This window comes from uncultured Paracoccus sp. (genome assembly GCF_947496875.1).
Lineage (GTDB): Bacteria > Pseudomonadota > Alphaproteobacteria > Rhodobacterales > Rhodobacteraceae > Paracoccus.
On sequence record NZ_CANMEH010000005.1, the window covers coordinates 1 to 23,543 of the forward strand.

Below are 23,543 nucleotides of genomic sequence, written 5' to 3' on the forward strand. Positions count from 1 at the left end.
GCCATTCCTGCGGGGAACCTGCTCGACATCTCGATGGACACCTGGCGCAAAGCCTGGGAGCTGAAGGTCTTCGGCTATATCGCCCTTACCAGGCACTTCCTCAAGTCGATGTCCGATGCGGGCGACGGGGTCATCGTCAACGTCATCGGCAGCGCTGGCGAGATCCCGGATTTCGATTATGTGTGCGGCTCGACGGGGAACGCGGCGCTGATGGCCTTCACCCACAGTTGCCGACGATCGTCTTTCACGACGACAGCGATCGCGTGGTGCATCCCTCGCATGCCGGCGGGTTCCTGAGAAACCTGGAGGGATCGCGTTCGGCGCCGCTTGTCTGCACGAGCAGCTTCGGCCGCTCGCCCGGCCGCCGCGACTTCACGCGGAAAACCTGTTCCACCGAGGCTGGAGAGACCCTTCTGGAGGAGTGGACGGTGCATGGCAGCGGTCACGGCTGGTCGGGGGGGCGGGCCGCCGGCTCGCACACGGACCCGGCCGGGCCGGATGCATCGCGGGAAATGCTGCGCTTCTTTCTCTCCAAGCGGCGATCCGGCTAGGCCGAGATGAACTATCGCGAACAGGACTGCAGCGTCATCAGACGAAATCAACGCGCTTTCACGTGATCAGGCACGTCCAAGCAATCGTGATTGCCGGATGGTATCCTGGTCAGGAGATTGGCCTCCGAGAGGGACGACAATGGGACCTCGCCCGGCCACTTCACAGGCACAGCGAGGTGGTCGCCACCGGCATGAGGCTCCAGACCGTTGCGACGAGCGCCGCGAAGCCCAGGATCGTGGCCAGGCGTTGTACCCAAGGCAGGGGCGAACCGCAGCGCGGCAGGCGCAGGATCACGAGCATGGCGACCTGCAGCGAGATGGCCGCGGCCCAGGACGCGATCAGCGCGGCGCGTCCCTGACCGAGGCTCAGCCCCGCCGCGGTCCACAGATCCGAACAGACGATCCCCTCGAGCCCGTAAACTGCGCTGAAAGCCGCAATCCAGACGGTGATCGGGACCGAGATGCGCAGAATGTCCATCATCGCGGCACCTCCGCCAGGATCCCGGGCAGCCATGCCGCGCCAAGCCCCAAGGCCGCGACCAGCACGGCGTAGTCGATCCACAGCCGCACCACACGGGCGTCGCCGAAGCGCCGGGACGACAGATAGCCTGCCCGGATGCGGAACAGCAGGAACAGCGTCATGATCCCCGCAAGCGTGGCGTGAAAGATGATGTAGCCCGCGATCACCCAGAGCGTTGCGTCATAGGCATGGGCGTTGTGGGTCGTTCCTCGGAACACCGTGGCGGCAGCCGCCATTAGGGTGACGAGCCCGGCAAGGCTGACCAGAACGCCCGCCCAAGCCGACCCGTCGGACCGGATCGCGCGGTCGGCGAGCCGGATGCCCCCGCTGGCAAGACCCGCGCCGCCAACTGCCAGGACCGGCCCCAGAACGCCCGGTTCCAGGATCCGGGGTGGCGGCCAGTTCGGGGCGACGGTCCACAGGAAGGCATAGCCGAACAGCAGCGAGCCGAAGAGCACCGAGTCCGCCAGCAGCAGGAACAGCGATCCCCACCACCCCGGCGGATGGGGGATCTCGTTGTGGGTGGGCAGGGACACGCCGCGCCCGGCGTCCAGCAGGCCCTCGTCCTCGCGCGAACCGCCGGACCATGCCCAGACAAGTGCCAGAGCCGTCACCCCGACGGCCGAAATGCCCGAGAGCCACCACCATTTGAACGTCGGGGCCATGAACATGATGCTGGTCACCACCGCCATGACGAAAGGCACGATCGAGTTCTGCGGAAAGACGGCGATGAACTCGGGCTCTCCCCGGGACACGCTGACCGCCAAGGTCTCGCGCCGGTTGCGAACCGGCTCACCAAGGAAGCCCTCGCCGCGGGCGATCTGGACGGGCAGGTCAGGATGGTCGTGCAGGGGATAGCGGCTGTTCACGACAGGGATCGAGGCAAAGTTGTAGGCCGGCCCCGGGATGGGCGTACCCCATTCCAGCGTCCCCGCGTTCCACGGGTTGCGCCGGCCGCGCACCGCGACAAACGCGTTTACCGCGATGTCGAGGATCACCAGGCCGAAGCCGATCGCCAGGACGAAGCCGCTGATCGACGCAAGCAGGTTGATGAGCTCCCACCCCGAGCCTGCCTCGAAGGTGTCGATGCGCCGTCGCATGCCCAGAAGGCCGACCCAGTGCAGCAGCAGGAAGGTGCCGTGGAACCCCACCATGACCAGCCAGAACGCCGTCTCGCCCATCCGGAAGAAGCGCTTGCGCCCGGTGAGAACCGGCAGCCAATAGTAGATCCCGGCGATCATCGGGAAGACATAGCCGCCGATCAGGACATAGTGCAGATGGGCGACAATGAAGTAGCTGTCATGCGCCTGCCAGTCGAAGGGAACCATCGCCACCATCACCCCGGTCAGCCCGCCCATGACGAAGGTCACGAAGAAGCCGAGGATCCACAGCATAGGCAGATGCAATTCGGGGCGGCCCTTCCACAGGGTGCCGATCCAGATGAAGATCTGCACCCCGGTGGGCACCGCGACAAGGGTCGAGACGGCGGAGAAGAAGGCCAGACCCATATGCGGGATGCCGGTGGCGAACATGTGGTGGACCCACAGCCCGAAGCTGAGAACCGCCAGCGAGATCGCCGCCGCGACGACCCAGCCATAGCCCAGCAGGGTGGTGCGTGCCATGACCGGCAGGACCGTCGACACGACGCCCGCCGCGGGCAGGAAGATGATGTACACCTCCGGGTGGCCGAACAGCCAGAACAGGTGCTGCCACAGCAGGCTGTCGCCGCCGTTCTCGGCCTGGAAGAAGGGCATGTCGAAGGCCCGCTCCAGCTCCAGGATCAGCGAGCCCAGGATCATGGGTGGAAAGGCGGTGAGGATCATCACCGCCACGACCAGCATGTACCAGGCAAAGATCGGCAGCTTGTCCAGCGACATGCCGACGGCGCGGTAGCGCAGCACCGTGACGACGACCTCGACGGCCGCGCTGATCGCCGAGATCTCGATGAAGCTGATCCCGAGCAGCCAGATGTCGGCATTGATGCCGGGCGAAAACGCGGATGAGGACAGCGGCGGATACATGAACCAGCCGCCGTCGGGCGCGACACCTGCGACAAGCGCGATGATCATGATCGTGCTGCCGATCATGTAGCACCAGAAGCCGTAGGCACTGAGCCGGGGAAAGGCCAGGTCGCGGGTCCCCAGCATCCCGGGCAGCAGGAAAATGGTCAGCGCCTCGAAGAAAGGGATGGCAAACAGGAACATCATGATGGTCCCGTGCATCGTGAAGACCTGATTGTAGATCTCGGGACCCATGAAGGCGGACTGGGGCGACGCCAGCTGTGCCCGGATCAGCATGGCCAAGATGCCGCCGGCCAGGAACATGCCGGTGGCGCCCAGGATGAACATGTTGCCGATCGTGTTGTTGTTGACCGTGGTGAACACGCCCTTCCAGCCGGGGTCATTCCGCCAGATGGAATACAGCGCCTTGTGCAGGCGCAGCGCGGTCATGCGTCGCTTTTCGGTCACGGCATCTCCCCAGTCAGAAAGGCGTCCCAGCCGGCAGCGTCATGGGCGATCACGGTGAACCCGTGGGTGCGGTATCCGGTGCCGCTGAACTCACCACTCACACCCGCGTATTCGCCGGGCTCCCACGCCTCGACGCGCAGGACGTTCACATGACCGGGGATCGCGTCAAGCTTGCCGGCAAGCCGCGGCACCCAGAAGCTGTGGATCACGTCGGTGCTGGTGATCCTGACATCGATCGGGCGCTGGGCCGGGATGTGGAGGGTATTCTCGGTCGTGCGGCCGGGCGCGTCCGGATAGGAAAAGCGCCACGACCATTGCCGCCCTTCGGCCTCGACCGCCACCACGTCGGGCCCGGGACGTGGCAGCAGCCGTTCGCCGATCCACAGCCCCCAGGCGGTCAGGGCCGCCAGCACGGTCATCGTGAAGCCGAGGCCGAAGCCCTTGACCCAGACCATCTCGCGCTGCCGGTCCGCCCCCGCGTCCGACGGCCCCTCGCCCCGGCGGAAGGCGAGGACCAGCAGGACCACCACCAGCAGGAAGATTGCCGCCGCCCCGGCCAGCATGGTCCACCACAACGTGGCGATGAGGTCGGCCGCGGGTCCGGCCGGATGGACGGCGGACAGGCGTTCTTCGCAACCCGCCAGCGCCAGCGGCGTTGGGACCACGAGCAACATCCTGGAGAAAGTGCGCCAATGGCTGAGGAACGGGACGAGACACAGGATGACGGCTCTGGAAGCGCGCAGCAGAGCGCCGACGACGGCCGCAAGGGAAAAAGCGAAACGGACGACGCCCCGTCCAACGGCGAAGAAGGGCAGGAGAAGGAGGGTCGGTTCGAGGATCCGGTCGCGGATCTGCCGGGCTTCGACCAGACCTCGTCCACGATCGCCATCGCGGGTCATCCCCTGCATGCGATGAGCGTGGCGTTCCCGATCGCGCTGACCTTCTGCAATTTCGGCGCCGACGTGTTCTACTGGTGGACCGGCGACAGCTTCTGGGCACGGGCCGCATTGTGGGCCGCTGGCATGGCGTTCCTGATCGGCGTTGCCGCGGCGTTCACGGGAACGCTGGAACTGCTGTTCGTGCCGGGCATCCGGGCGCGGGCCGCGGCGTGGACCCATGCCGGGATCGCGGTCGTCCTGCTGTCGGTACTGGGCGCCAACTGGGGCTACCGGCTTTACGGCTACGAATCCGCGGTTCTGCCCTACGGCATCCTGCTGTCCGGATTTTGCGTCCTGATGGTGGGGGCGACAGGCTGGCATGGCGGCAGGCTCGTGTTCGACTACCATCTGGGAACGTCCGAAACCGGCAGTTGACGGTTGCGCGGCTCGGTCAGCCAGTCGGGCAGGGGAATGTCCTCTAGCGGTGGCTTGCTCAGCACCAGGGTCAGGATGACGAGAACGGGCACCAGCAGAACCAGAAGCGGCACCCGTGGCCCCGGCGGATCATGCCGCCCGTCGCTTTCCCCCATCTTGACGACATGATGGCCGACCCAGGCATGAAAGCCGATGAGCAGCGCCACGAAGACCAGCTTGGCGAACATCCAGACGACGAACACCTCGCGCAGGAAGATCAGCCACGTCCCGGCGATGATGGCCGTCACCGCGGCGGGCGTCACGATCCAGACATAGCTGACATGCGAGGCCAGCCGGATGCGGGTATAGTCGGCCTGCCCGATGATATGGTCATGGCGGGACAGCATGACCGGCAGGCCGAAGAGGCCGCCCACCCACAGCGCCAGTGCGATCACGTGCAGTGCCTTGAGGTGGGGAATGACAGGCTCCAGCCAATCGATCATGTCGGCAGTGCCTGCAGCCGCCGCCAGCCCCGCAGCGCCACCAGCGCCCCGAAGGCGGCATAGGGAACTGCCGCCGGCACCCACATGATGATCCCGCCCAGCTGCTGGTCCGACAGCGGTGTGAACCCCCAGGCAAGCGGCGCCTGCTGGTGGATCGCATAGAGCGGATCGGGCGCAAAGGTCAGCAATGCCCCCAGCAGTCCCATCTGCATGTAGGCGCCCAGAATTGCCAGTCCCGCCTGTCCGGTCGGCTGGTCGGACGCCAGCACCGCCCGCCAGAACGCGACGGCCGAGCCGAGCAGGGTCGCCTGCATGACCCAGTAAAGCCCCTTGTTCGCCATGGCCGCGTCATAGGCCTGTGGCAGGTGCCAGGCCCACAGCACGGCCGTCGCGACCAGGAACAGTCCTGTCGCCCCGCGCGGGGTCCGTGCCGGCCAGGCCAGCGCGATCAATGGCGCCGCGACGGCAACCAGCAGCAGATGATGCACCACCCGCGCCGAAAACAGCGCCGCGGACAGCGCACACAAGGGCGAGACGAAGGCCACGAGCAGCACGGCGACCGCCGCCGCGCCGGGGCGCGACCGGCCGAGCACCAGCGCCAGCACCGCCATGGCCGCCAGCAGCAGCGGATCGAGGTTCCAGTTTGCCCAGATCGCGCCCGGATCGGGGGCGGGGCTACAGTAAAGCCCCTCCAGACCGCCCCCGATCAGCGCGTCGGGGATCATTCCGCGGCCCTCGCCTCGGCGCCGGCGTCATCGGGATGGATGCGAACGGGAACGCCCTTGTAGGCGGGGGTGTCGGACATCTCGTCGCGGTAGTGCACCGGAACCAGCGGGTTCACCTCGGGATAATAGGCTGCCACGCAACCGTCGGGCAGATCGTAGCCGACCAGGCGCAGGCCTCGGACGGTCCGCTCGTGACCGTCATCGACGGTGGATTCGAGCTTCACGGCCTGGCCTTCCGCCATTCCCAGGCGAGCCATCTCGTCCGGGTTGACCAGCACGATATCACGCCCGGCCAATCCTCGCAGCCGATCCGAGAACCCGTAGACGGTGGTGTTGAACTGATCGTTCGAGCGCAGCGTGACCAGCGTCAGTTCATCGCTGCCGACCGGTTTCTCACCCAGCGCGCTGATCGTTTCAGGCGCGGTGAACTCGGCCTTGCCGCTGTCGGTCTGCCAGATCCGCTCGCGCGCCTTGTTGCCGCGATGGAAGCCGCCGGGGGTAAAGAGCCGGTCGTTGAAGTCCCGGAACTTGTCCGGATAGGTCGCCTCGATCAACTCGCGGATCAGCCCGTAGTCGCCGGTCCATTCGTCCCATTTGACCTTGGGGTTCGGCGGCAGCGTCGCCTTCGCAAGGCCCGCGACGATGTCGATTTCGGACTTCAGCTGCGGCGAGGCCGGCTTGCGCTTGCCCAGCGAGCCGTGGATCATGCTGAGGCTGTCCTCCATCGACACCGCCTGCGGTCCGGTGGCCTGCCGGTCCTCTTCGGATCGCACCAGGCAGGGCAGCAGCCAGCTGTGCTTGCCCGGAAACAGATGCGAGCGGTTGAGCTTGGTCGCGACCTGCACGTTCAGGTCCAGATTGCTCCAGCAGGGCTCCGCCCGCTCGCGGTCGGGGATGGCGCGGGCGAGATTGCCGCCCAGCGAGATAAAGCCCTTGACCGACCCGTCCAGCAGTCCCTCGACCAGTGCGGTGGTATTGCGGCCCTCCTCCATCGGCGGCTCGAACCCGAACAGCTTGCGCAGCTTGTCGTTCGGGACCAGCTTCGGCTTTTCGGTGATGCCCACGGTCCGCTGACCCTGCACGTTGGAATGGCCGCGCACGGGCGAGATGCCGGCCCCCTGCCGCCCGATATTGCCGCGCAGAAGCAGAAGGCTCACGTACATGCCCAGGTTGAGCCAGCCCTTGACGTGCTGGGTCAGGCCCATGCCGTAGATGCCGATGGTCTTCTCGGCCTTGCAGTACATGTCGCCGACCGTCTCGAGATCCTCCCGCCGCAGGCCCGACGTCTGCTCGATCTCGGCCCAGTCGATCTGTTTCACTGCGATCACGAAGTCCTGGTAGCCGGTCGTATGGGTTGCCAGGAAGGCGTGATCGATGATCTTGCGGTCGTTCCGTTCGTCCTGCTCGATCACGCGCTTGCAGATCCCCGCCAGCGCCGCGACATCGCCGCCTGGTTTCACCTGCAGGTAGAGGTCGGAAATCGTGGTCGGCGGGCGTACCGTCATCTGGGTGGGGCTCTGCGGATTGGCGAACTCGACCAAGCCCCGTTCGCGGATCGGGTTGAAGGTGACGATCTTGCAGCCCCGTTCGCGCGCGGATTGCAGCGTGTGCAGGAACCGGGGAGAGTTCGAGCCCGTGTTCTGCCCCATGAAGATGATCATGTCGCAGTGATTGAAGTCGTCCAGCACGCAGGTGCCGACCGAGACGCCGATGAACTTCTTCAGCGCGACGCTGGTGGTCTCGTGGCACATGTTCGAGCTGTCCGGCAGGTTGTTGTGCCCGTAGAGCCGCGCGAACAGCGCGTAGAGATAGGATGCCTCCAGGCTGGCCCGGCCCGAGGTGTAGAAGACCGTCGATTTCGGATCGAGCGCCCTGAGCTGTGTCCCGATGCCCGCGAAAGCCTCCTCCCAGGTCGTCTCGACATAGCGGTCGATTGCCGCGTCGTAGCGCAGCGGGTGGGTCAGCCGCCCGGTCTTTTCCAGCTCGTGGTCGGACAACTCGCGAAGCTCCGTGACGGTACGGTCGGCAAAGAAATCCGGGCCGCAGCGGTCGCGGGTCAGGTCCCAGATCGTCGCCTTGGCGCCGTTCTCGCAGAACTCGAAGGTATGGGGATGCTCGGGCTTGGTCCAGGCGCAGGATGTGCACATGTGCCCGCCGGGCTTGTTCTGACGCATCAGGGTGCGGAGCGCGCCCGCGGTCGGTCTCTGGTCGGCCAGGATGCGACTGACACCCTTGAGCGAGCCCCAGCCGCCGGTGGCGTTGGTGTAATAGGGCGTGTCCTCTCGCTGCTGGGTGGACTCGACTCCGGTGGGCTCGTCATCGCTCATCGTTTCCTCCTCTGGGCAGTGCAGGCGCCGGGTGCTATCGGCAACACGGGTATGCGGGGCCGGGTTCCAGCGTCGGCGGTCTCGATGGCCCACGGTGTAGCATCGCTCCAGCTTCCATATGGCAGATCGGGCGCGTTCGGGATCTTGGCCCGTAACGGTCGAGAGCGCGAATCGTCTGAGTGGGTCAGGGTACCCACGGGTCGGAACGACAGCGACCAGATGGATGGCCTTCTCGATGGCATGCTTGACAGGCTCGGCCCTGATTGCGCTTGATGTCGGAAGTGGGGGCACGATCGTGATCAGACTAATTGCCGCGAGCGGTTTTTGCGTCGCCTTGGCTGGCGCAGCATTGGGGCAGAGCCCCGAAGCATCATCATCGGATTCACCGACGCAGGCGCAGGCCAGCGCACTGCGCGAGATCATCGTGCTGATGGAAGACGAGGCGGCCGATCTGCGCAGGCAGATCGAGTCCATGCGGGCCGAGGTTGCTGAAGGGCAAGCCCAAGGTGCCAGTACCACCCAGGGCGAGGCGAGCGGGCCCGAGGCAGCAGCAATGGCCCAGCAACTGCAGGCGGCACAGGACGGAATGCGTGCGGCCGAGGAGCGGGCGGCCGCGGCCGAGCGCCGGCTGCAGGAACGTGAGGATGAACTGGAGGCCGCCCGGCAAGCCGCGGCAGCGGAAGCCGCGAGCGCAGAGGAGTTGCGCGACAGCGAACGCACGGCACAGGAACTCTCCGCGCAGCTGCGGGCCGCCAAGGACGAGGCAACTGCGGCGCAAGAGCGGCTGCGCGCGGCCGAGGCGGCTCTGGCCGAGCGCGAGGCTGAACTGGCCGCCGCCCAGGAAGGCGCCGCGCAGGCAGCCGCCAGCGCGGATGAAGCGGCCGGGGATGAAGAGGTGCTGGCCGAACTGCGTTCACAGCTTGCCGCGGCAGATGCCGCGCGACTTGAAGCCGAAAAGACGCAGGCCGACCTGACCGCCGCTCTGGATGCCACCCGGCAGGAACTCGAGACGCTGCGCCAGGCCGAGGACCGTCAGACTGCCGATCAGGCTGCCGTGGCAGACGCGGAAGCCCGCCTCGCCGAACTGCAGCAGCAGACGGCCGACGGAGAGTCGCGTCTTTCCGACCTGCAACAGCAGGCCACCGAGGCGGAGCAGCGACTTTCCGGGCTGCAGCAGGAGGCGGTCGATGCGGAAACCCGCCTTGCCGAACTGCAGCAGCAGACGGCAGACGCGGAAGCGCGTCTTTCCGAGCTGCAGCAGCAGGCCACCGAGGCGGAGCAGCGACTTTCCGGGTTGCAGCAGGGGGGGGTAGATGCGGAAGCCCGTCTCGCCGAACTGCAGCAGCAGACGGCAGACGCGGAAGCGCGTCTTTCCAACCTGCAACAGCAGGCCACCGAGGCGGAGCAACGACTTACCGGGCTGCAGCAGGGGGCGGTCGATGCGGAAACCCGCCTTTCCGAACGGCAGCAGCAGACGGTCGATGCGGAGACGCGCCTGGCCGAACTGCAGCAACAGTCGACCGAGGCGGAAGCGCGGTTGGCGGATGTGGAGCAACAGCGCACCACGGTTGAGCAGCAGATCGCGGAACGCAGCGAAGCGCTCGGCGCCGCCCGGCAGGAGGTCGCGGCCCTTGTCGAGCAGCGCGAAGCGACGGAGGCGGAAATTGCTGCCTTGGAAACGCGCCAGACCGAGGCCGAGGCCAGGCTGACCGAGACCCGGCAGCGCGAGGAAGAGCTGCGTGAAGGGATGGAGGCGGCGGCTGCTCGACAGGCGGCTGCAGAGGCGGCGGCGACCGAGGCCGAGCGACGGCAGGCCGAAGCCGAACAGGCTTTCGCGGAGGCGCAGGAGCGGCGCGCCATGACCGAGGCCGCCCTGGCCGAGACAAGCTTGCAGCTCGAACAGATGAATGCGTCCCGCAGTGCGTTGGAAGAGGAAAGCGCCAGCCTGACCCCGCCGCCAGCCGAGCAGGTGAGCGACGAGGTCCAGGGCGGGGAGCCCGCCGAAGGGGAGCCGGCCGAAACCGAACCCGCCTTCGCGCAGCCGCGATGGTCGACAGCACAGATCGATGCGGCGTTGTCGCGGGCGCCGGGGCTTGGCACTGGCCGTGAGCGGGCAGAGTTGCGCCAGAATCTTGCCAGCGGCGCATGCCCGCCTGAAGCCTTGAGAAGCGCCTATGGACAGATCAACCGGCAGACATTGCGGATTCTGGTCGCGGAACTCGGTGCCTGCAACTGACAATTTCGGCCCGACCGGCCGAGCGGGGAGGACAAGGACATGTTGAGGACCAGATGGCTCGGGGCGGCACTGGGCGCAATGCTGGCGCTGTCGGCCAGCCCCGCGGCCGCGCAGGAGGAATTCGGCAAGGCGATGATGACCGGCGGCGCGACCGGCACCTACATCCAGATCGGCCGAGATCTCGCGGGGCTGATGTCGGAGTGCGGACAAACGCTGGACGTGATCGAATCGGAAGGGTCGCTCGAGAACTTCATGGCGGTCCGCACGCGCAGCAACACCCAGTTCGGCATCGTGCAGAACGACGTGCTGGAATATCTGAAGACCTATTCCGCCGACGATCCTGCCGTGGCCCGGGCCATCCAGGGGGTGCGCATCGCCTTCCCGCTCTACGACGAGGAAGTTCACCTGCTGGCGACATCCGACATTGGCAGCATCGGTGACCTGGCCGGCAAGCGCGTCGGCGTCGGGGTAGAGGAAAGCGGCACGTTCCTGACGGCGTCGCTGGTGCTTGACCTGACTGGCACCGAGCCTGCCGAGCGACGCGAGATCTCGCCGGCCGACGCGCTGCCGGCGCTGAAGGCGGGTGAGCTTGATGCCTTCTTCTATGTCGCCGGCGCGCCGACCGCCCTGTTTGCCGAGGGCGAGATCGACGGCGAGAAGTTCCATCTGGTGCCGATCTCGGACGGAACGCTGGAAAGCGTCTACGACCCCGCGACGATCCCCGCCAACACCTATCCGTTCCAGCCTGAGGCGGTGACCGGGATCGCCGTCAAGGCGCTGCTGATGACTTATGAATTCAACCCGCGTGCCAATGGCTATCACCGGCAGAGCTGCAAGGCGGTGTCGGATGTGGCCAATCTCGTCCTGACGCGGTTGCCGCAGTTGCAGGAGAACGGACATCCGAAATGGAAGAACGTCGACCTGCAGGACATCCCGCAGGGCTGGGACATCGGCAGCTGTGTCAACGCCGGCCTTCAGCCGGGATACGAGCTTCAGTGTATGGCGCCGGAGGCAAGCACCACGGCCGAGGAGAGCGAGGCAAACCGCGCGTACCGGGAGTATATCTGTGCTGCCATAGGCTGTTGATACGCCGACGCCGGCAGGTCGGACGATGCCGGTGCGGAACCGGGGTCGCTTTTGCGTCTGGCAACACTGCTCGGCGGGCTAGTCGGTCGCGGGGATCATCTGGACCATTGATGACGGAGCGCTTTCTTTGCCGTCCGCCCCGATCGCCGCCACGCGCCAACTGTGGACCACTGACGGCAGGATCACGCCTGGCACCGTCGTCTCCTGGTTGGCGATCGGCGCATCGTCGGGGCCGAAGACCTCGACGCGAAAGCGGGCTGGTGGCGCGCTGCCTGTCGGGCGCCAGATCATCTCGCTGGCGCCATCGCTCAGCCGGGCCTGAAAGATCGGCACCGGCGTCGACGGTGCGCTATCGGACGCCGTGGCAGCGGGCAGCGCCTCCAGCCGCGCCTGGGCCGCCGAAAGGTCAGCGGCCGCCGCATACCATGCTCGCGCCGAGGCGGGGTCCCTTTCGACGCCGATGCCCGTCTCATAGAACTGGCCGAGGTAATAGGCCGCACGGGCACGCCCGCGAATGGCGGCACGGGCATAGGACAGGGCCGCGGCGGCAGGATCCTGTCCTTCGGTCTCCAGCGCATGCTGCATCAACTCGGGGACTGTCGGTGCCGGGGTCACGGCGACCGGCTCCAGAACCGCGGGCTCGGCTTGCAACGTCGCGGGTGCGAGCTGTCCATCAGGCGGGCTGAGAGCAGGTGCGGCCGCTGCCGGCTGCTCGACGGCCTCGGGGGAGGGCGGGGGCGGATCGCGGGGCGCGGGCGTTGGCCCTGGACCGGCCTGAAGCCAAAGGAACGCAAGGCCGACTGCGAGAGCCATACCTCCGGCCAGGGCCAAGGCAGGTCCGGGACCCCAGCCCAGACCGGGCCCGGACGGGAGCGCCTGCGGAGCTGATGGTTCCCGCTGAGGCGGCAAGTCGACCGCGGCGGCGGCGGAGGGCAGCGTGGCCTGGTCGCGGGTGCGCGGCGACTCCGCCAGAGGTGCCGGCCACATGGGGATGTCGCCGTCCACTGCGGCGACCGGGGCCTTTTCCTCGGGCATCTCCGCCGCCGGCGCGGTGGTTGGCCGGTCGTCTCGCAAAAGGACGGCAGGAGGTGCGACTGCGGTCGTCGCTGCGGTGTCGTCCGACATGTCCTCTGCCGCGGCACCTCGCATTGATGTCTCGACCGAGGGGCCAGGCGCCGCCGTCGCAGCCTCTGTTGCCGGAGAAGGTGCTTCGACGCGGGGAAGTACGCTCAGGTGGCTCAGCACGCCAGTTGTCGTTGCCTGACGCAGGGTGGCCCAGACCCAAGAGGCATCCAGTTGCCGCAAGCTCTCTGCCGCCGCGTTCGACAGGCAGTAATCGGCCATGATGTTGATCACGCGCGGCACACCCTGACTGAAGGCGTGCAGCATCTCCATCGCACCGGGGTCGAAGATGGCCGTCCCCGCGCCAGCGCGCGCCAGCCGATGCGCGACGTAGGCGGCGGTGTCGTCTTCGCTGAAGGTCGTCAGAACCGCGTGGGCGCTGTCCGATGTCCGCAAGTGGAGCAACTCGGGCGCGGCCAGCAGCTCGCGCAGCTCCGGCTGCCCCACGAGCAGCACTGTCATCGGCGCCTCGTCCGCCGAGTCCTGGGCCAGCGAGGCCAGGGCGGAGATGCCGCCTGTCCCCAGTGCCTGCGCTTCGTCCACGATCAGCAGGGTTCGACCGTCGCGTGCCCGGATGGTCTCGGCGAACCGACGGATCTGCGCGGGTGCGGCTTCGGGGCCTTGCTCCTCATCCGGCAGACCGAACGCGACACGCGCCTGGTCGAGGATGTCGTCGTTCCACCAGGAATGGAATGCCGAGATGAGCCCGACCGACCAGTCCGTGCTGTGTCGTTCAAGCAGGAACCTCAGCAGCGTCGTCTTGCCTGTTCCCACGGGACCGAGCAGCAGCAGCAAGGGCACCCGCGCGGCGACGTCACGCTCGATCCAGTCGAGCACCTGCTGGTGCAGCTGCGAACGGTAGAAAAAGGCCGGGTCGGGCCTGATGCGAAACGGCGCCTGGCTGAGACCGAAGTGATCAAGGTAAAGCACAGACATGGTTAACCCTATGTGCCGGGTTGCCTTCGCACCCGCAAGCGCCTCGGCAGGTCGAAGCGGCGGTGGGTGCGTCGACCTGTTTACCTCGTCGGAGGAAAGGATCGGCGGCAGCGCGCTATCCGCCGGCACAAGTCGGCAACGACGCTGCGGCTGGCGGGCGGATCCGAGGGGCGATTTGTTCCGCTGCACCCGCGGTGGTCGGCGCCGGATGAGCGGTTGATTCAATCCTGCTTCGCGCCCACACTGCGCCCCGACAAGGACCGGGGGGCCGATGCTGCAACAGTCCGACGACCTGAGCGATCCGCGCCAGCTTCGCGCGCTGATACGGGCGGGGCGCTTCGACGGTCCGACGGCCGGTGTGGGTGGCGACGCGCTGCAAGGCAACCTGGTCATCCTTCCGCAGGAGGACGCGGCCGACTTCCTGCGGTATTGCCAGCAGAACCCGCGTCCATGCCCGCTGCTGGCGGTCGGCGCTCCGGGCGATCCGTCCCTGCCGACCTTGGGGGACGGAATCGATCTGCGGCATGATCTGCCGCGCTATCGCGTCTGGCGGAACGGAAACCTGGTCGGCGAGCCGACCGACGTCGCGGATCTGTGGCGCGATGATCTGGTCAGCTTCGTCCTCGGCTGCTCTTTCAGCTTCGAGGATGCGCTGACCCGCGCGGGTATTCCGGTCCGTCACCAGACGGCCGGGCGCAACGTGCCGATGTACCGCACCAGCATCAGCACCCGTCCGGCGGGACGCTTTGGCGGACCGCTGGTTGTCAGCATGCGCCCGATGCCCGCGGCCGATGCGATCGAGGCCGTCCGCATCTGCGACCGTTTTCCACTGGCACATGGCGCACCGGTCCATCTGGGCGACCCGTCGCAGATCGGGATCGCCGATCTCGACACACCCGATTACGGCGATCCACCCGATATCCGCGACGGCGACCTGCCGGTGTTCTGGGCATGCGGCGTTACCCCGCAGGCGGCCATCGCGGCGGCGCGGCCCGATTTCGCGATCACCCATGCGCCCGGGCACATGCTGGTCACCGACATTCCCGCCGCACAGGCCGACCGCATCCTGACCGGTCCCGGCGACCGCAGCTGACAACAAGAACCAACAGGAGAGACCGATGAAAAAGACCCTCGCGATGTTGATGACAGGAACATTGCTGTCCGCCCCCGCCATGGCTGAGGAACTTGCCGTGGTCGGCAGCTGGTCGAACCTGCCGCTGTACCAGGACTTCGAGACGCCGTTCTGGACCGAGCGTCTGCCCGAGATGACGGACGGCGAACTGACCGCCCAGCTGACCAGCTTCGACCAGATGGGGATCGCCGGCGCCGATGTCTATCGTATGCTGGGCGACGGCGTCTTCGATGTGGGGTCGACCGTTGCCGACTATACCGTCGGCGATGCGCCCGAGCTGGAGGGGCTGGATGTGCCCTTGGTCGCAAGTGACGCAGCCGAGGCAAAGGCGATGGTCGAGGCGGCCCGGCCGATGGTCGAGGACATCATGCGCGACCGGTTCGGCGCCCAGGTGTTGGGAATCGCGCCCTATCCGCCGCAGGTCGTCTTCTGCAAGGGCGAGATCACCTCGCTGGCCGACCTGGAAGGCAAGAAGGTCCGCGGGTCGGGGCGCATGACCACGAAGTTCCTCGAGGCGCTGGGCGCCGAGGGCATCAACATCGCGTTTTCCGAGGTTCCCGGCTCGCTGGAGCGTGGCGTGATCGACTGCGCGGTGACCGGCGCGGGGTCCGGCTATTCGGCGGGCTGGTGGGAGGTGTCGGATCACCTGCTGACGCTGCCCCTTGGCGGCTGGGACCCGGTCGTGATCGCGATGAATGCGGATCGGTTCGACGGCCTGTCAGAGGAGCATCGCGCGGCCCTGCTCTCGGCCGTGGCCGAGGGGCTGGAGGCGCCCGCCTGGGACGCCGCCCAAGGCGGGCTGGAAAGCGACATCGCCTGCCTCACCGGGCAGGGCGAGTGTGCCGCTGGCCAGGCCGCGTCGATGACGCTGGTCGAGGCCAGCGAAGAGGACGTGTCCCGCGCCCGCGAGATCCTGACCAACGAGGTGCTGCCGGACTGGGCATCGCGCGCGGGCGAGGAATGGGCGACCCGCTGGAACGACACGGTGGGCCAGGTGGTCGGCCTGACCATCGCCCGCTAGACCCCGGCAGATGGTCGACCGGATTCACGGCGTCCTGCGGCAGGCGAACAGGGTCGTCGCGCTGCTGCTGGGTGTCGCACTGGTGCTGACGGTCCTGTTCATCCTGGGCGACGTGCTTCTCAGGCGGCTCGCCTGGGGCTCGCTGGGCGGCTCGGACGAGATCTCGGGATATGTGATGGCGGCCGTGTCCAGCTGGGGGCTGGCATTCGCGCTGATCGAACGGGCGCATGTCCGCATCGACGTTCTTCGCCTCAAGCTGGCGGCAGGCGGGCGTGCAGCATTGGACCTGCTGGCGATGATCGTCGCGAACGCCATCGTCCTGCTGGTGGCGTTCCAGAGCTGGCCCGTCCTGCAAAAGACGCTCGAGCGCGGCTCGCGCGCGAACACGCCGCTCGAGACACCGCTCTGGATTCCGCAGGGCATCTGGTTCGCGGGCTGGCTGTGGTTCGCCCTCACGGCGACTGCGCTCAGCTTGATCGCGCTGGTCTACCTGATCCGCGGACGACAGGACGCGCTGGAAGCGACCGTCGGTATCGGATCGGAGGCCGAGTTGTGATCTGGTCGGTCGCCATCGCGCTGCTCGGCCTGATGACCCTGTCGATCCCCGTCGGGATCGTGCTCTTCCTGCTTGGCGTGGGCGTCAGCGAGTTCTACTCGGCCTTCCCGCTGCTGCGGGGGCTGGGGCAGGTCGTCTGGTCCTCGTCCGCGTCCAGTACCCTGATCGCCATCCCGCTGTTCGTGCTGCTGGGCGAGATCCTCGTCCGGGGCGGTGTGGCCGAGCGCACCTATGCGGCGCTGGACAAGTGGCTGTCCTGGCTGCCGGGCGGGCTGGTCCATGCCAACATCGCCACGGCCACGATGTTTTCGGCGACGTCGGGATCGTCGGTCGCGACTGCAGCCACCGTGGCGACTGTCGCCATGCCGCAGGCGGAGCGGCTGAACTACGACCCTCGCCTGTTTTCGGGGGCTATCGCGGCCGGGGGCACGCTGGGGATCATGATCCCGCCCTCGATCAACCTGATCGTCTATGGGTTTCTGACCGAAACCTCGATCCCGCAGCTTTTCCTGGCTGGACTTGTCCCCGGGTTGCTGCTGGCCTTGGCCTTTATCGTTGTCACCGCCGCGATCTGCATGGTGCGGCCGTCGCTGGGTGGCCCGTCACGCCGCTTCAGCTGGGCCGAGCGCGGCCACAGCCTTGGCCAGCTTCTGCCGATCGTCGTCCTGTTCGGCGTCGTGATCGGCTCGATCTATGCGGGCTGGGCGACGCCGACCGAATCCGCCGCGATCGGCGTGGCGATGGCGACCGTCATCGCGGCCTTCGGTGACGGGCTGACCCTTCGGTCCGTGGGCGAAGCGCTGGAAGGGACGATCCGCATTTCCGCCATGATCATGCTGGTCATCGTCGGCGCCTATTTCCTGAACTTCGCCATGACCTCGGCCGGGCTCGGTCGTCAACTGACCGACCTGATCGAAGGGTCTGGGCTGTCGCCCTTCGGGACGCTGCTGCTGGTGATTGCCCTCTACATCGTCCTGGGGTTCTTCATCGAGACGCTGTCATTGATGGTGGCCACCATTCCCATCGTCGTCCCGATCATGGCGGGGCTGGGCTATGACAAGGTCTGGTTCGGCATCCTGATGATCGTGCTGGTCGAAATGGCCCTGATCACCCCGCCTGTGGGTCTGAACCTGTTCGTGGTGCAGGGCGCGCGCAAGCGCGGGTCCATCAACGACGTCATCATGGGCGTCATTCCCTATGTGCTCGTCATGGCGCTGATGGTCGCGGCGCTGATCGCGCTGCCCGGTATCGCGCTGTGGTTGCCTGCTGCCTTGTGAAAGGATCGATCCATGCGCTTCCACTGCAACGGCCTTCGGCTGGACATCGATGTGGCCCATCTGGTCATCGCGGGCTGGACCGGCCGCGACGAGGCCGCGATCCGGCATCACATCGATGAACTGGCGGCCATCGGCGTCACGCCACCCTCGGCAACGCCGTTGTTCTACCGCGTGGCGGGGGCGCTGCTGACGTCGGCTCCCCGGATCGAGGTGGTTGGCAACGGCAGTTCGGGCGAGGTCGAGCCGCTAATCGTTCAGGCCGGCAACCGGCGCTGGCTGGGTCTCGGCTCGGATCATACCGATCGCACGCTCGAGACGCATTCCGTGGCGCTGTCCAAGCAGGTCTGCGCCAAGCCCTGCGCGCTGGAGCTGTGGGAGTGGGGCGACGTCGCGGGGCGCCTGGACGAGATCGTGCTGGAAAGCTGGATCGAGGAAGGTGGCGAGTGGCGGCTCTACCAGCAGGGCACGCTGGCGGCGATCCGGCCACTGGAGCGGTTGGCCGGAGGCGCGGGGCTGGACGGCCTGGCAAGGGACGGCGCGGTTGCGATGATGTGCGGCACGTTCGGCGCCAAGGGCGGCGTGCGTCCGTCCCCGCGTTTCCGCATGGCGATGACCGACCCCGCGACCGGCCGCCGCATCACCCACGAGTATGCCACCACGGTGCTTGCCGAAGTGGCTTGAGGCGTTCTCGACAAGATCGGACTGGACCCTGCTGCTTCGGAGTGTCCGTTGCCGCTGCGCCTTGAGCATTGACAGCAAGGGCTCCCTAGCACCCGGCAATCTCGCGCCACGTCGGCGATATGCTGCCGAATCCAAGCCAATCGCGTCTGTTTTCCGCCGATTACCACCAAATGTCTCGTTTTTGCGGCGTGAGTTCTGCAGCAGAGGCGCGTAGGTCGTCCCTCAACCTATGAGGAAGACGATGCCGCGCGTTCCTGGGACCCGGATGGGTCATGCCGCCGACTTCGGCACGATCCACCGGGCAAGATCGTCCTGGGTGCCGAGCCGGGTCACGACCGGTTGGCCCGCGTGCTCCTGCCGCCGCACAGGGCCGGACTGCCCCGCCAACTCGCCCCATAGCGCGTCCGGGGTCGATTGATCGGCCCACCGACCGCCTCTCAGATCGCAGAATAACAGCAAGGAGACACACTGCGCATGCCGCTGCCGAGAGTTTTCATTTCCACCGATCTCAGGCTCACGTCCGAGGAAAAGGACGACGCCCAGTCCCTCGTCCACGCGCTGCTCTATCAGGACAAGATGAACATCGTGGGCATCGCCGGGACGGCGTCGAAACACGGCCACCAGAATGGCCGCGTGGGTGACATCGACAGGATCATCGACGTCTATGCCAGGGATCACGCCAAGCTCGAGGCACACAGTTCTGCCTTCAAGTCCGCCGACGAACTCAAGGCCGTGAGTTGGCAGGGCGCCTCGGAAACCGCACCATGGCAGGGCTACTCGTCGCCGACGGAGTCCTCGCGGGCGATCATCACCGAGGCCAGGGAGGCCGCAGCCGCCGGTGAAAAGCTGAACGTACTGACCTGGGGCGGCGAGACGGACCTCGCGCAGGCGCTGCATGACGATCCGTCGATTGCGGCGCATGTCCGGTTCTTCAACATCTCCAGCCAGGACACCGACGCCTACGACTACATCAAGAAGAACTTCCAGGGAGAGCTTGACCTGTGGGTCGACAACCAGTCGACGTTCCGCGGGATGTACCAGACGCCGACCAGTTCCAGCATCATCAAGGGCTGGCATGAGGAGAACGCAAAGGGCCACGGAGCGCTGGGCGACCTCTTCGCGGAACTTTCCGGCGACATCTTCAACCAGGCGGGCGTGAAGATGGGCGACAGCCCCACCGTGCTGCGGTTTCTCAGCGGGGACCAGGACAATCCCACCCGGGAAAGCTGGGGCGGCGAGTTCATTAAGGTCTCCGACGGCTACTATACGGACAACCCGCACCCCGATCTTGACCTTGGCGGCCGCTCCAACACCAAGGGCGCCATGACGATCTACGAGGATCGCGCCGCGTGGATGAAGGATTTCGCGGGGCGTCTCGACTGGCTCGATGGTGACGCGGCCGGCAAGCCCCCGGCTGAGCGGGTCGAGCCGGCCGAGCCGGACACATCGGAAGACCGGACGCCCGCCAGCCCTGCGCCCGCCCCGGCGCCAGCGCCAGTGCCAGCGCCCGTCCCCGTGTCGTCGGGAGACAATATCCTGGTGAACGGGTCTTTCGAGGGATCTCCCGTGGCATCCGGCCAGTTCGCATCCTTCGGATCTGTGCAAGGCTGGACCGCGATCCCGGGTGGCCGGATCGAGATCTGGAACGACCACCGGGGCGTCGGGGCCACGGATGGCGACGACTACCTCGAGCTCGACCACGAGGCGGCGCGCGACGGCTTCCACCAGGACGTCGCCGCCGCCACGGGGCAGGCCTACACGCTGAGCTTCGACCTGCGGGCGCGGCCCGAGAAGTCTCTCTCCACCCAGGATATCGAGGTGGTCTGGAACGACAAGGTCGTGGCCACGGCCAAGCCGGGCGCCGACTGGGGCACCTTCACGACCAGCGTCACCGGTGCCGCCGGGACGGACCGTCTGATGATCCGCGAGGTCGGCTCGCAGTCCGGCGACGGCTACGGCGCGCTGCTGGACGACTTCGTCCTTGTTCCCACGGGCGCCGCGCCAACCCGGACCCCGGCACCGGCACCGGCACCGACCGGAGAGACAGGCGAGGACGTGGTCGTGGTCAAGGCCAGCGGCGACGCCTACAAGGGGGATCCGGCCTTCGCGCTCACCGTGAACGGCAAGACGGTCTCGGCATCGACCGTGGTTGCCGCTGACCGGGGCGACGGCGAGTGGGACAGCTTCGTGTTCCGCGGCGACTTCGACGTCGACGGCTCTGACCGGGTCGGGATTACCTTCCTCAACGACCGCTACGAAGGCCGCGGCAACGACCGCAACCTCTATATCGACGAGGTGGTGCTCAACGGCGAGGTGAATGGCGCCGACGAAAGCTTCTACCGCAACGGCACGGCGGAGTGGGATTTCTGAGGACGTGCTTTGGGCAGACCCTCGGGTCTGCCCATCATGCTGGCGCGTTCCGGCCAGATGAACTGACGACTTTCAACCCCACCGGATCGCATCTGGCATAGGGGCACACGTGACATAGGGGCACACGCCGCCCAAGGATCGCGGCGGGAAGGGCGGAGGTGCGCCCCCGGAAGCCCGCCGTCCCGCCGATCGTAAAATGATGCGTCGGCGCAACAGAACCCGCAGCGATCTGCAACCTCAGGTAATATGATTCAAGGGAGATATATACTCAGACGTGCATATGATTCGGAGGGTGCGGGAAGTGGGTTCGGTGAAACTGGTCGTTGTCCATTGTGCCCTGGTGTCCACCGCCATCGGGGCCGGGGGCGCTTTTGCACAAGCGGCAGCCGAGGCCGAAACGGTCCAAAAATCCTTCGGGGCCTCGATGTCGCTCGGCTACACCGACAACGTGTATGCGACCGAGAACGACAAGGAGGGTGACCTGGTCACGACGTGGTCGTCGTGGGGCGAGATCTCGGCAAAGACCGAGGCCTATGAATGGAGCCTGGGCGCCGAGTTCGACATCGGCCGCTATGCGTCGGAAGACAGCGACGACTATGAGGACGGGGTGCTGCGGGCCGAGGGCCGGTACAACATCGGCGCAAACAGCTATGTCTTCGGCGGTCTGGATCGGGCGTGGGAACACGAGACCCGCTCGTCGCCCGACGACGCGAATGGCATCGCCCCGACCGACTACGTCCAGGACAGCGGCTTCGCGGGGATCTCGCTGGGTTTCGGCCGTGCGGGCGTGCGGATCGGTGCGAACGTCAAGGATTACGACTTTTCCGACGGGCGCGCCGGCGATGGCAGGGTGATCAACAACGACGACCGCGACCGGACCATGACAGAACTGGGCGCCCGCCTTGGCTACGAATTGTCACCCGACCGGACCCTGTTCATTCAGGGGGTCTATGACGAGCGCGACCACGACGCGGACGTCGACGATTATGGCCACGACAGGGATTCTGCCGGGGTTCAGCTTGGTTTCGGCGTCGCCGGCCGGGCAGGGGACGTGACGGGCGAGGCGATGATCGGCGTGCTGTCTCAGGATTACGACGATCCGGCATTCGACACCACGACCGCCCTGGATTTCGGTCTGGACCTGACCTGGCGGCCATCCAGCCGCACCCGGCTGACCGCCTCGGTCGAGCGGCGGCTGGGAGAGACGACCCTGTACGACAGCGATGCGTCGGCGAGTGCGTCGGGATACCTGTCCACGAGCGCCGGGGTACGCGCGTCGCACTGGGTAGCCGGCGATGTGACCGTCAACGGCTGGCTGTGGTTCAGCGAGAACGATTACCAGAACGTCGCGCGGACGGATTACGTAACCGAGGCGGGCTTCGGCCTGCGCTATCACATGACGCCGCGCGTCTATCTGGGCGGGTCCTATGCCTATGAACAGCGCGCCTCTGACGCGGCCGGGGCGGATTACGATGAACACTCGTTCCTCCTCAGCGTCGGCACCCAGCTGAAGCCGCTCGACGACGGAACCGGCCCGCGCGCGCGTGTCGAGAACGGCGGCGCCTATGCCGGTTTCAACCTTGGCCACGGGACCCTGGTGACCGCGGTCGACGGAGAGCGGAGCAACACAGGGTCGCTCACCGCCGATTTCGGCGATGATGGCGCATCCGGCGGCGTCTTGGCCGGCTACCGCGCCGACGTGGGCGACATGGTGGTCGGGGCAGAGATCGGGATCGAGGACAGCGGCGCAGGCTGGACGCATGACGGCGGCCGGGACTTTTCCGTAAGCCGCAGCGACGCCATCACTGCCGATCTGCTGTTCGGGTTCCGCGCCCGCAATGATGCGCTGCTCTATACCCGTGCCGGCATCGTCGGCGCGACATTCGACACGGATTACGCGCGTGAGGACAAGTCGGCGGACCGCTCTGATCGCGAGGTGGGATTGCGGGGCGGCCTGGGCGTCGAGATTCCGGTGCGTGACCGCTGGTCCGCGCGGATGGAATACCTGCTGGCGGCGTATCCGGATTACGACCTCGGCGTCGGCGAGCAGGAAGACAACTTCGGCAACTTCGAGTCGGCGGCGCGGGTGGGTCTCGTTTACAGCTTTGCCGAGCGGCAGCGGCCGGAACTGAAGAAGGCCAGTTTCGACGGCTGGTATGGCGGTGTGCAGCTTGGCCACAGCGTGCTGTCGACCCTGAATGCGGGGCCGCGGCCCGAAGGCGGGGAAACCCGCTTCGACCTGGAGGTGCCGCGCGCCAGCGGGGGCGGGGTCCTTGGCGCCTATCTCGGCTATGGGCGGACAACCGGGAGGATCTATCTGGGGGGAGAGATCGACGGCGATCTGACCACCAGCAACTGGAACATCGAGCGCGACCCGGACGGCCGGATCATCTCGTCCGACCGGCAGGGCGGAATCGGGGCATCGCTTCGTGCGGGCTACGTCCTGAACGACGCGTTTCTCGTCTACGCCCGCGCGGGTGTCGTGAGCGGGTCTTTCAAAACCGATTACGACGAAAGCCGGTCCGAGATCTCGCAGGACGATACGCTGTCCGGCTGGCGGGTCGGCCTGGGTGTCGAGGTGCCGCTCACCGACGACCTGAACGTGCGCTTTGACTACACGCACGCGGATTACGAGGACTACCAGGTCACCTATGGCGGCAGCACCGACCGGTTCGATCCGGAAGAAAACCTGTTCCGGGTGGGCCTGACCCGACGTTTCTGACGCAAGGTGCGTTGTCAC

Annotated in this window: 19 protein-coding genes; 12 read left to right on the forward strand and 7 right to left on the reverse strand. The window is 66.8% G+C overall.

What is annotated here, in order from left to right; translation table 11 throughout:
• Positions 1-297, forward strand: a 297-nt coding sequence (locus Q0938_RS07955; protein ID WP_299360807.1) for an SDR family NAD(P)-dependent oxidoreductase, incomplete at its 5' end; no start/stop codon positions are given.
• A complete protein-coding gene (locus Q0938_RS07960) occupies positions 228-551 on the forward strand; it encodes a hypothetical protein (protein ID WP_299360808.1) in 324 nt (107 codons plus the stop codon). The genes Q0938_RS07955 and Q0938_RS07960, both read left to right, overlap by 70 nt.
• Before the next feature lie 160 nt (positions 552-711).
• Here Q0938_RS07960 and Q0938_RS07965 read toward each other — a convergent pair whose 3' ends face one another.
• The 3 genes from Q0938_RS07965 to Q0938_RS07975 are packed head-to-tail and all read right to left on the reverse strand — an operon-like array spanning position 712 to position 4,213.
• Positions 712-1,032, reverse strand: a complete 321-nt coding sequence (locus Q0938_RS07965) for a hypothetical protein (protein WP_299360809.1) — start codon at positions 1,030-1,032, stop codon at positions 712-714.
• On the reverse strand, positions 1,029-3,521 hold the full coding sequence (ctaD, locus tag Q0938_RS07970) for a cytochrome c oxidase subunit I (protein ID WP_299361150.1): 2,493 nt from the start codon (positions 3,519-3,521) through the stop codon (positions 1,029-1,031). The genes Q0938_RS07965 and ctaD overlap by 4 nt, the downstream gene beginning before the upstream one ends.
• Before the next feature lie 14 nt (positions 3,522-3,535).
• Positions 3,536-4,213, reverse strand: a complete 678-nt coding sequence (locus Q0938_RS07975; RefSeq protein WP_299360810.1) for a cytochrome B — start codon at positions 4,211-4,213, stop codon at positions 3,536-3,538.
• An 18-nt stretch (positions 4,214-4,231) separates the two neighbouring features.
• Here Q0938_RS07975 and Q0938_RS07980 point away from each other — a divergent pair, with 18 nt between their 5' ends.
• The gene (locus tag Q0938_RS07980) at positions 4,232-4,852 is read left to right on the forward strand and encodes a DUF2231 domain-containing protein (protein ID WP_366942738.1); all 621 of its coding nucleotides are present in this window, start codon (positions 4,232-4,234) and stop codon (positions 4,850-4,852) included.
• Here Q0938_RS07980 and Q0938_RS07985 read toward each other — a convergent pair.
• The 3 genes from Q0938_RS07985 to Q0938_RS07995 are packed head-to-tail and all read right to left on the reverse strand — an operon-like array spanning position 4,819 to position 8,386.
• Entirely contained in the window at positions 4,819-5,334 is a 516-nt protein-coding gene (locus tag Q0938_RS07985; protein WP_299360811.1) for a CopD family protein, read from the reverse strand. The two genes, Q0938_RS07980 and Q0938_RS07985, sit on opposite strands and share 34 nt — an antisense overlap.
• Complete coding sequence (locus Q0938_RS07990; protein ID WP_299360813.1) at positions 5,331-6,059, reverse strand: cytochrome c oxidase assembly protein; 729 nt, start codon at positions 6,057-6,059, stop codon at positions 5,331-5,333. The genes Q0938_RS07985 and Q0938_RS07990 overlap by 4 nt, the downstream gene beginning before the upstream one ends.
• Complete coding sequence (locus Q0938_RS07995; RefSeq protein WP_299360815.1) at positions 6,056-8,386, reverse strand: FdhF/YdeP family oxidoreductase; 2,331 nt, start codon at positions 8,384-8,386, stop codon at positions 6,056-6,058. Before Q0938_RS07995 ends, Q0938_RS07990 begins: the two co-directional genes overlap by 4 nt.
• A 424-nt stretch (positions 8,387-8,810) precedes the next feature.
• Here Q0938_RS07995 and Q0938_RS08000 point away from each other — a divergent pair, with 424 nt between their 5' ends.
• Positions 8,811-10,622 carry a hypothetical protein gene (locus Q0938_RS08000; RefSeq protein WP_299360816.1) on the forward strand — a complete coding sequence of 604 codons (1,812 nt, stop codon included), beginning with the start codon at positions 8,811-8,813 and terminating at the stop codon, positions 10,620-10,622.
• A 39-nt stretch (positions 10,623-10,661) separates the two neighbouring features.
• Positions 10,662-11,708, forward strand: a complete 1,047-nt coding sequence (locus Q0938_RS08005; RefSeq protein ID WP_299360818.1) for a TAXI family TRAP transporter solute-binding subunit — start codon at positions 10,662-10,664, stop codon at positions 11,706-11,708.
• Positions 11,709-11,786: 78 nt separating this feature from the next.
• On the opposite strand, the gene Q0938_RS08010 is transcribed toward Q0938_RS08005, so the two are convergent.
• The gene (locus Q0938_RS08010; protein WP_299360820.1) at positions 11,787-13,766 is read right to left on the reverse strand and encodes an AAA family ATPase; all 1,980 of its coding nucleotides are present in this window, start codon (positions 13,764-13,766) and stop codon (positions 11,787-11,789) included.
• Between the two features lie 271 nt (positions 13,767-14,037).
• Here Q0938_RS08010 and Q0938_RS08015 point away from each other — a divergent pair, with 271 nt between their 5' ends.
• The 7 genes from Q0938_RS08015 to Q0938_RS08045 all read left to right on the forward strand — a co-directional run bounded on the left by Q0938_RS08015 (position 14,038) and on the right by Q0938_RS08045 (position 23,525).
• Positions 14,038-14,859, forward strand: coding sequence for a putative hydro-lyase (locus Q0938_RS08015; protein ID WP_299360822.1), 822 nt, complete (start codon positions 14,038-14,040; stop codon positions 14,857-14,859).
• A gap of 25 nt (positions 14,860-14,884) precedes the next feature.
• Positions 14,885-15,919, forward strand: a complete 1,035-nt coding sequence (locus tag Q0938_RS08020) for a TRAP transporter substrate-binding protein (protein ID WP_299360824.1) — start codon at positions 14,885-14,887, stop codon at positions 15,917-15,919.
• Positions 15,920-15,929: 10 nt separating this feature from the next.
• Entirely contained in the window at positions 15,930-16,475 is a 546-nt protein-coding gene (locus Q0938_RS08025) for a TRAP transporter small permease subunit (protein ID WP_299360826.1), read from the forward strand.
• The gene (locus Q0938_RS08030) at positions 16,472-17,752 is read left to right on the forward strand and encodes a TRAP transporter large permease (RefSeq protein ID WP_299360828.1); all 1,281 of its coding nucleotides are present in this window, start codon (positions 16,472-16,474) and stop codon (positions 17,750-17,752) included. The genes Q0938_RS08025 and Q0938_RS08030 overlap by 4 nt, the downstream gene beginning before the upstream one ends.
• Before the next feature lie 12 nt (positions 17,753-17,764).
• Entirely contained in the window at positions 17,765-18,433 is a 669-nt protein-coding gene (locus Q0938_RS08035; protein ID WP_299360830.1) for a DUF2848 domain-containing protein, read from the forward strand.
• 474 nt (positions 18,434-18,907) lie between these two features.
• Positions 18,908-20,803 carry a nucleoside hydrolase-like domain-containing protein gene (locus Q0938_RS08040; protein ID WP_299360831.1) on the forward strand — a complete coding sequence of 632 codons (1,896 nt, stop codon included), beginning with the start codon at positions 18,908-18,910 and terminating at the stop codon, positions 20,801-20,803.
• Between the two features lie 310 nt (positions 20,804-21,113).
• A complete protein-coding gene (locus Q0938_RS08045) occupies positions 21,114-23,525 on the forward strand; it encodes an outer membrane beta-barrel protein (protein WP_299360832.1) in 2,412 nt (803 codons plus the stop codon).
• Positions 23,526-23,543: the final 18 nt, after the last annotated feature.

Bases quoted from the DNA above. Each gene is read 5' to 3' on its own strand.
- Q0938_RS08020 (WP_299360824.1), top strand. From the start codon at position 14,885: ATGAAAAAGACCCTCGCGATGTTGATGACAGGAACATTGCTGTCCGCC.
- Q0938_RS08010 (WP_299360820.1), bottom strand. From the start codon at position 13,766: ATGTCTGTGCTTTACCTTGATCACTTCGGTCTCAGCCAGGCGCCGTTT.
- Q0938_RS07980 (WP_366942738.1), top strand. From the start codon at position 4,232: ATGGCTGAGGAACGGGACGAGACACAGGATGACGGCTCTGGAAGCGCG.
- Q0938_RS07995 (WP_299360815.1), bottom strand. From the start codon at position 8,386: ATGAGCGATGACGAGCCCACCGGAGTCGAGTCCACCCAGCAGCGAGAG.
- Q0938_RS08025 (WP_299360826.1), top strand. From the start codon at position 15,930: ATGGTCGACCGGATTCACGGCGTCCTGCGGCAGGCGAACAGGGTCGTC.
- Q0938_RS07975 (WP_299360810.1), bottom strand. From the start codon at position 4,213: ATGTTGCTCGTGGTCCCAACGCCGCTGGCGCTGGCGGGTTGCGAAGAA.
- Q0938_RS08040 (WP_299360831.1), top strand. From the start codon at position 18,908: ATGCCGCTGCCGAGAGTTTTCATTTCCACCGATCTCAGGCTCACGTCC.
- Q0938_RS07985 (WP_299360811.1), bottom strand. From the start codon at position 5,334: ATGATCGATTGGCTGGAGCCTGTCATTCCCCACCTCAAGGCACTGCAC.
- Q0938_RS07990 (WP_299360813.1), bottom strand. From the start codon at position 6,059: ATGATCCCCGACGCGCTGATCGGGGGCGGTCTGGAGGGGCTTTACTGT.
- Q0938_RS07965 (WP_299360809.1), bottom strand. From the start codon at position 1,032: ATGATGGACATTCTGCGCATCTCGGTCCCGATCACCGTCTGGATTGCG.
- Q0938_RS08035 (WP_299360830.1), top strand. From the start codon at position 17,765: ATGCGCTTCCACTGCAACGGCCTTCGGCTGGACATCGATGTGGCCCAT.
- ctaD (WP_299361150.1), bottom strand. From the start codon at position 3,521: ATGACCGCGCTGCGCCTGCACAAGGCGCTGTATTCCATCTGGCGGAAT.
- Q0938_RS08005 (WP_299360818.1), top strand. From the start codon at position 10,662: ATGTTGAGGACCAGATGGCTCGGGGCGGCACTGGGCGCAATGCTGGCG.
- Q0938_RS08015 (WP_299360822.1), top strand. From the start codon at position 14,038: ATGCTGCAACAGTCCGACGACCTGAGCGATCCGCGCCAGCTTCGCGCG.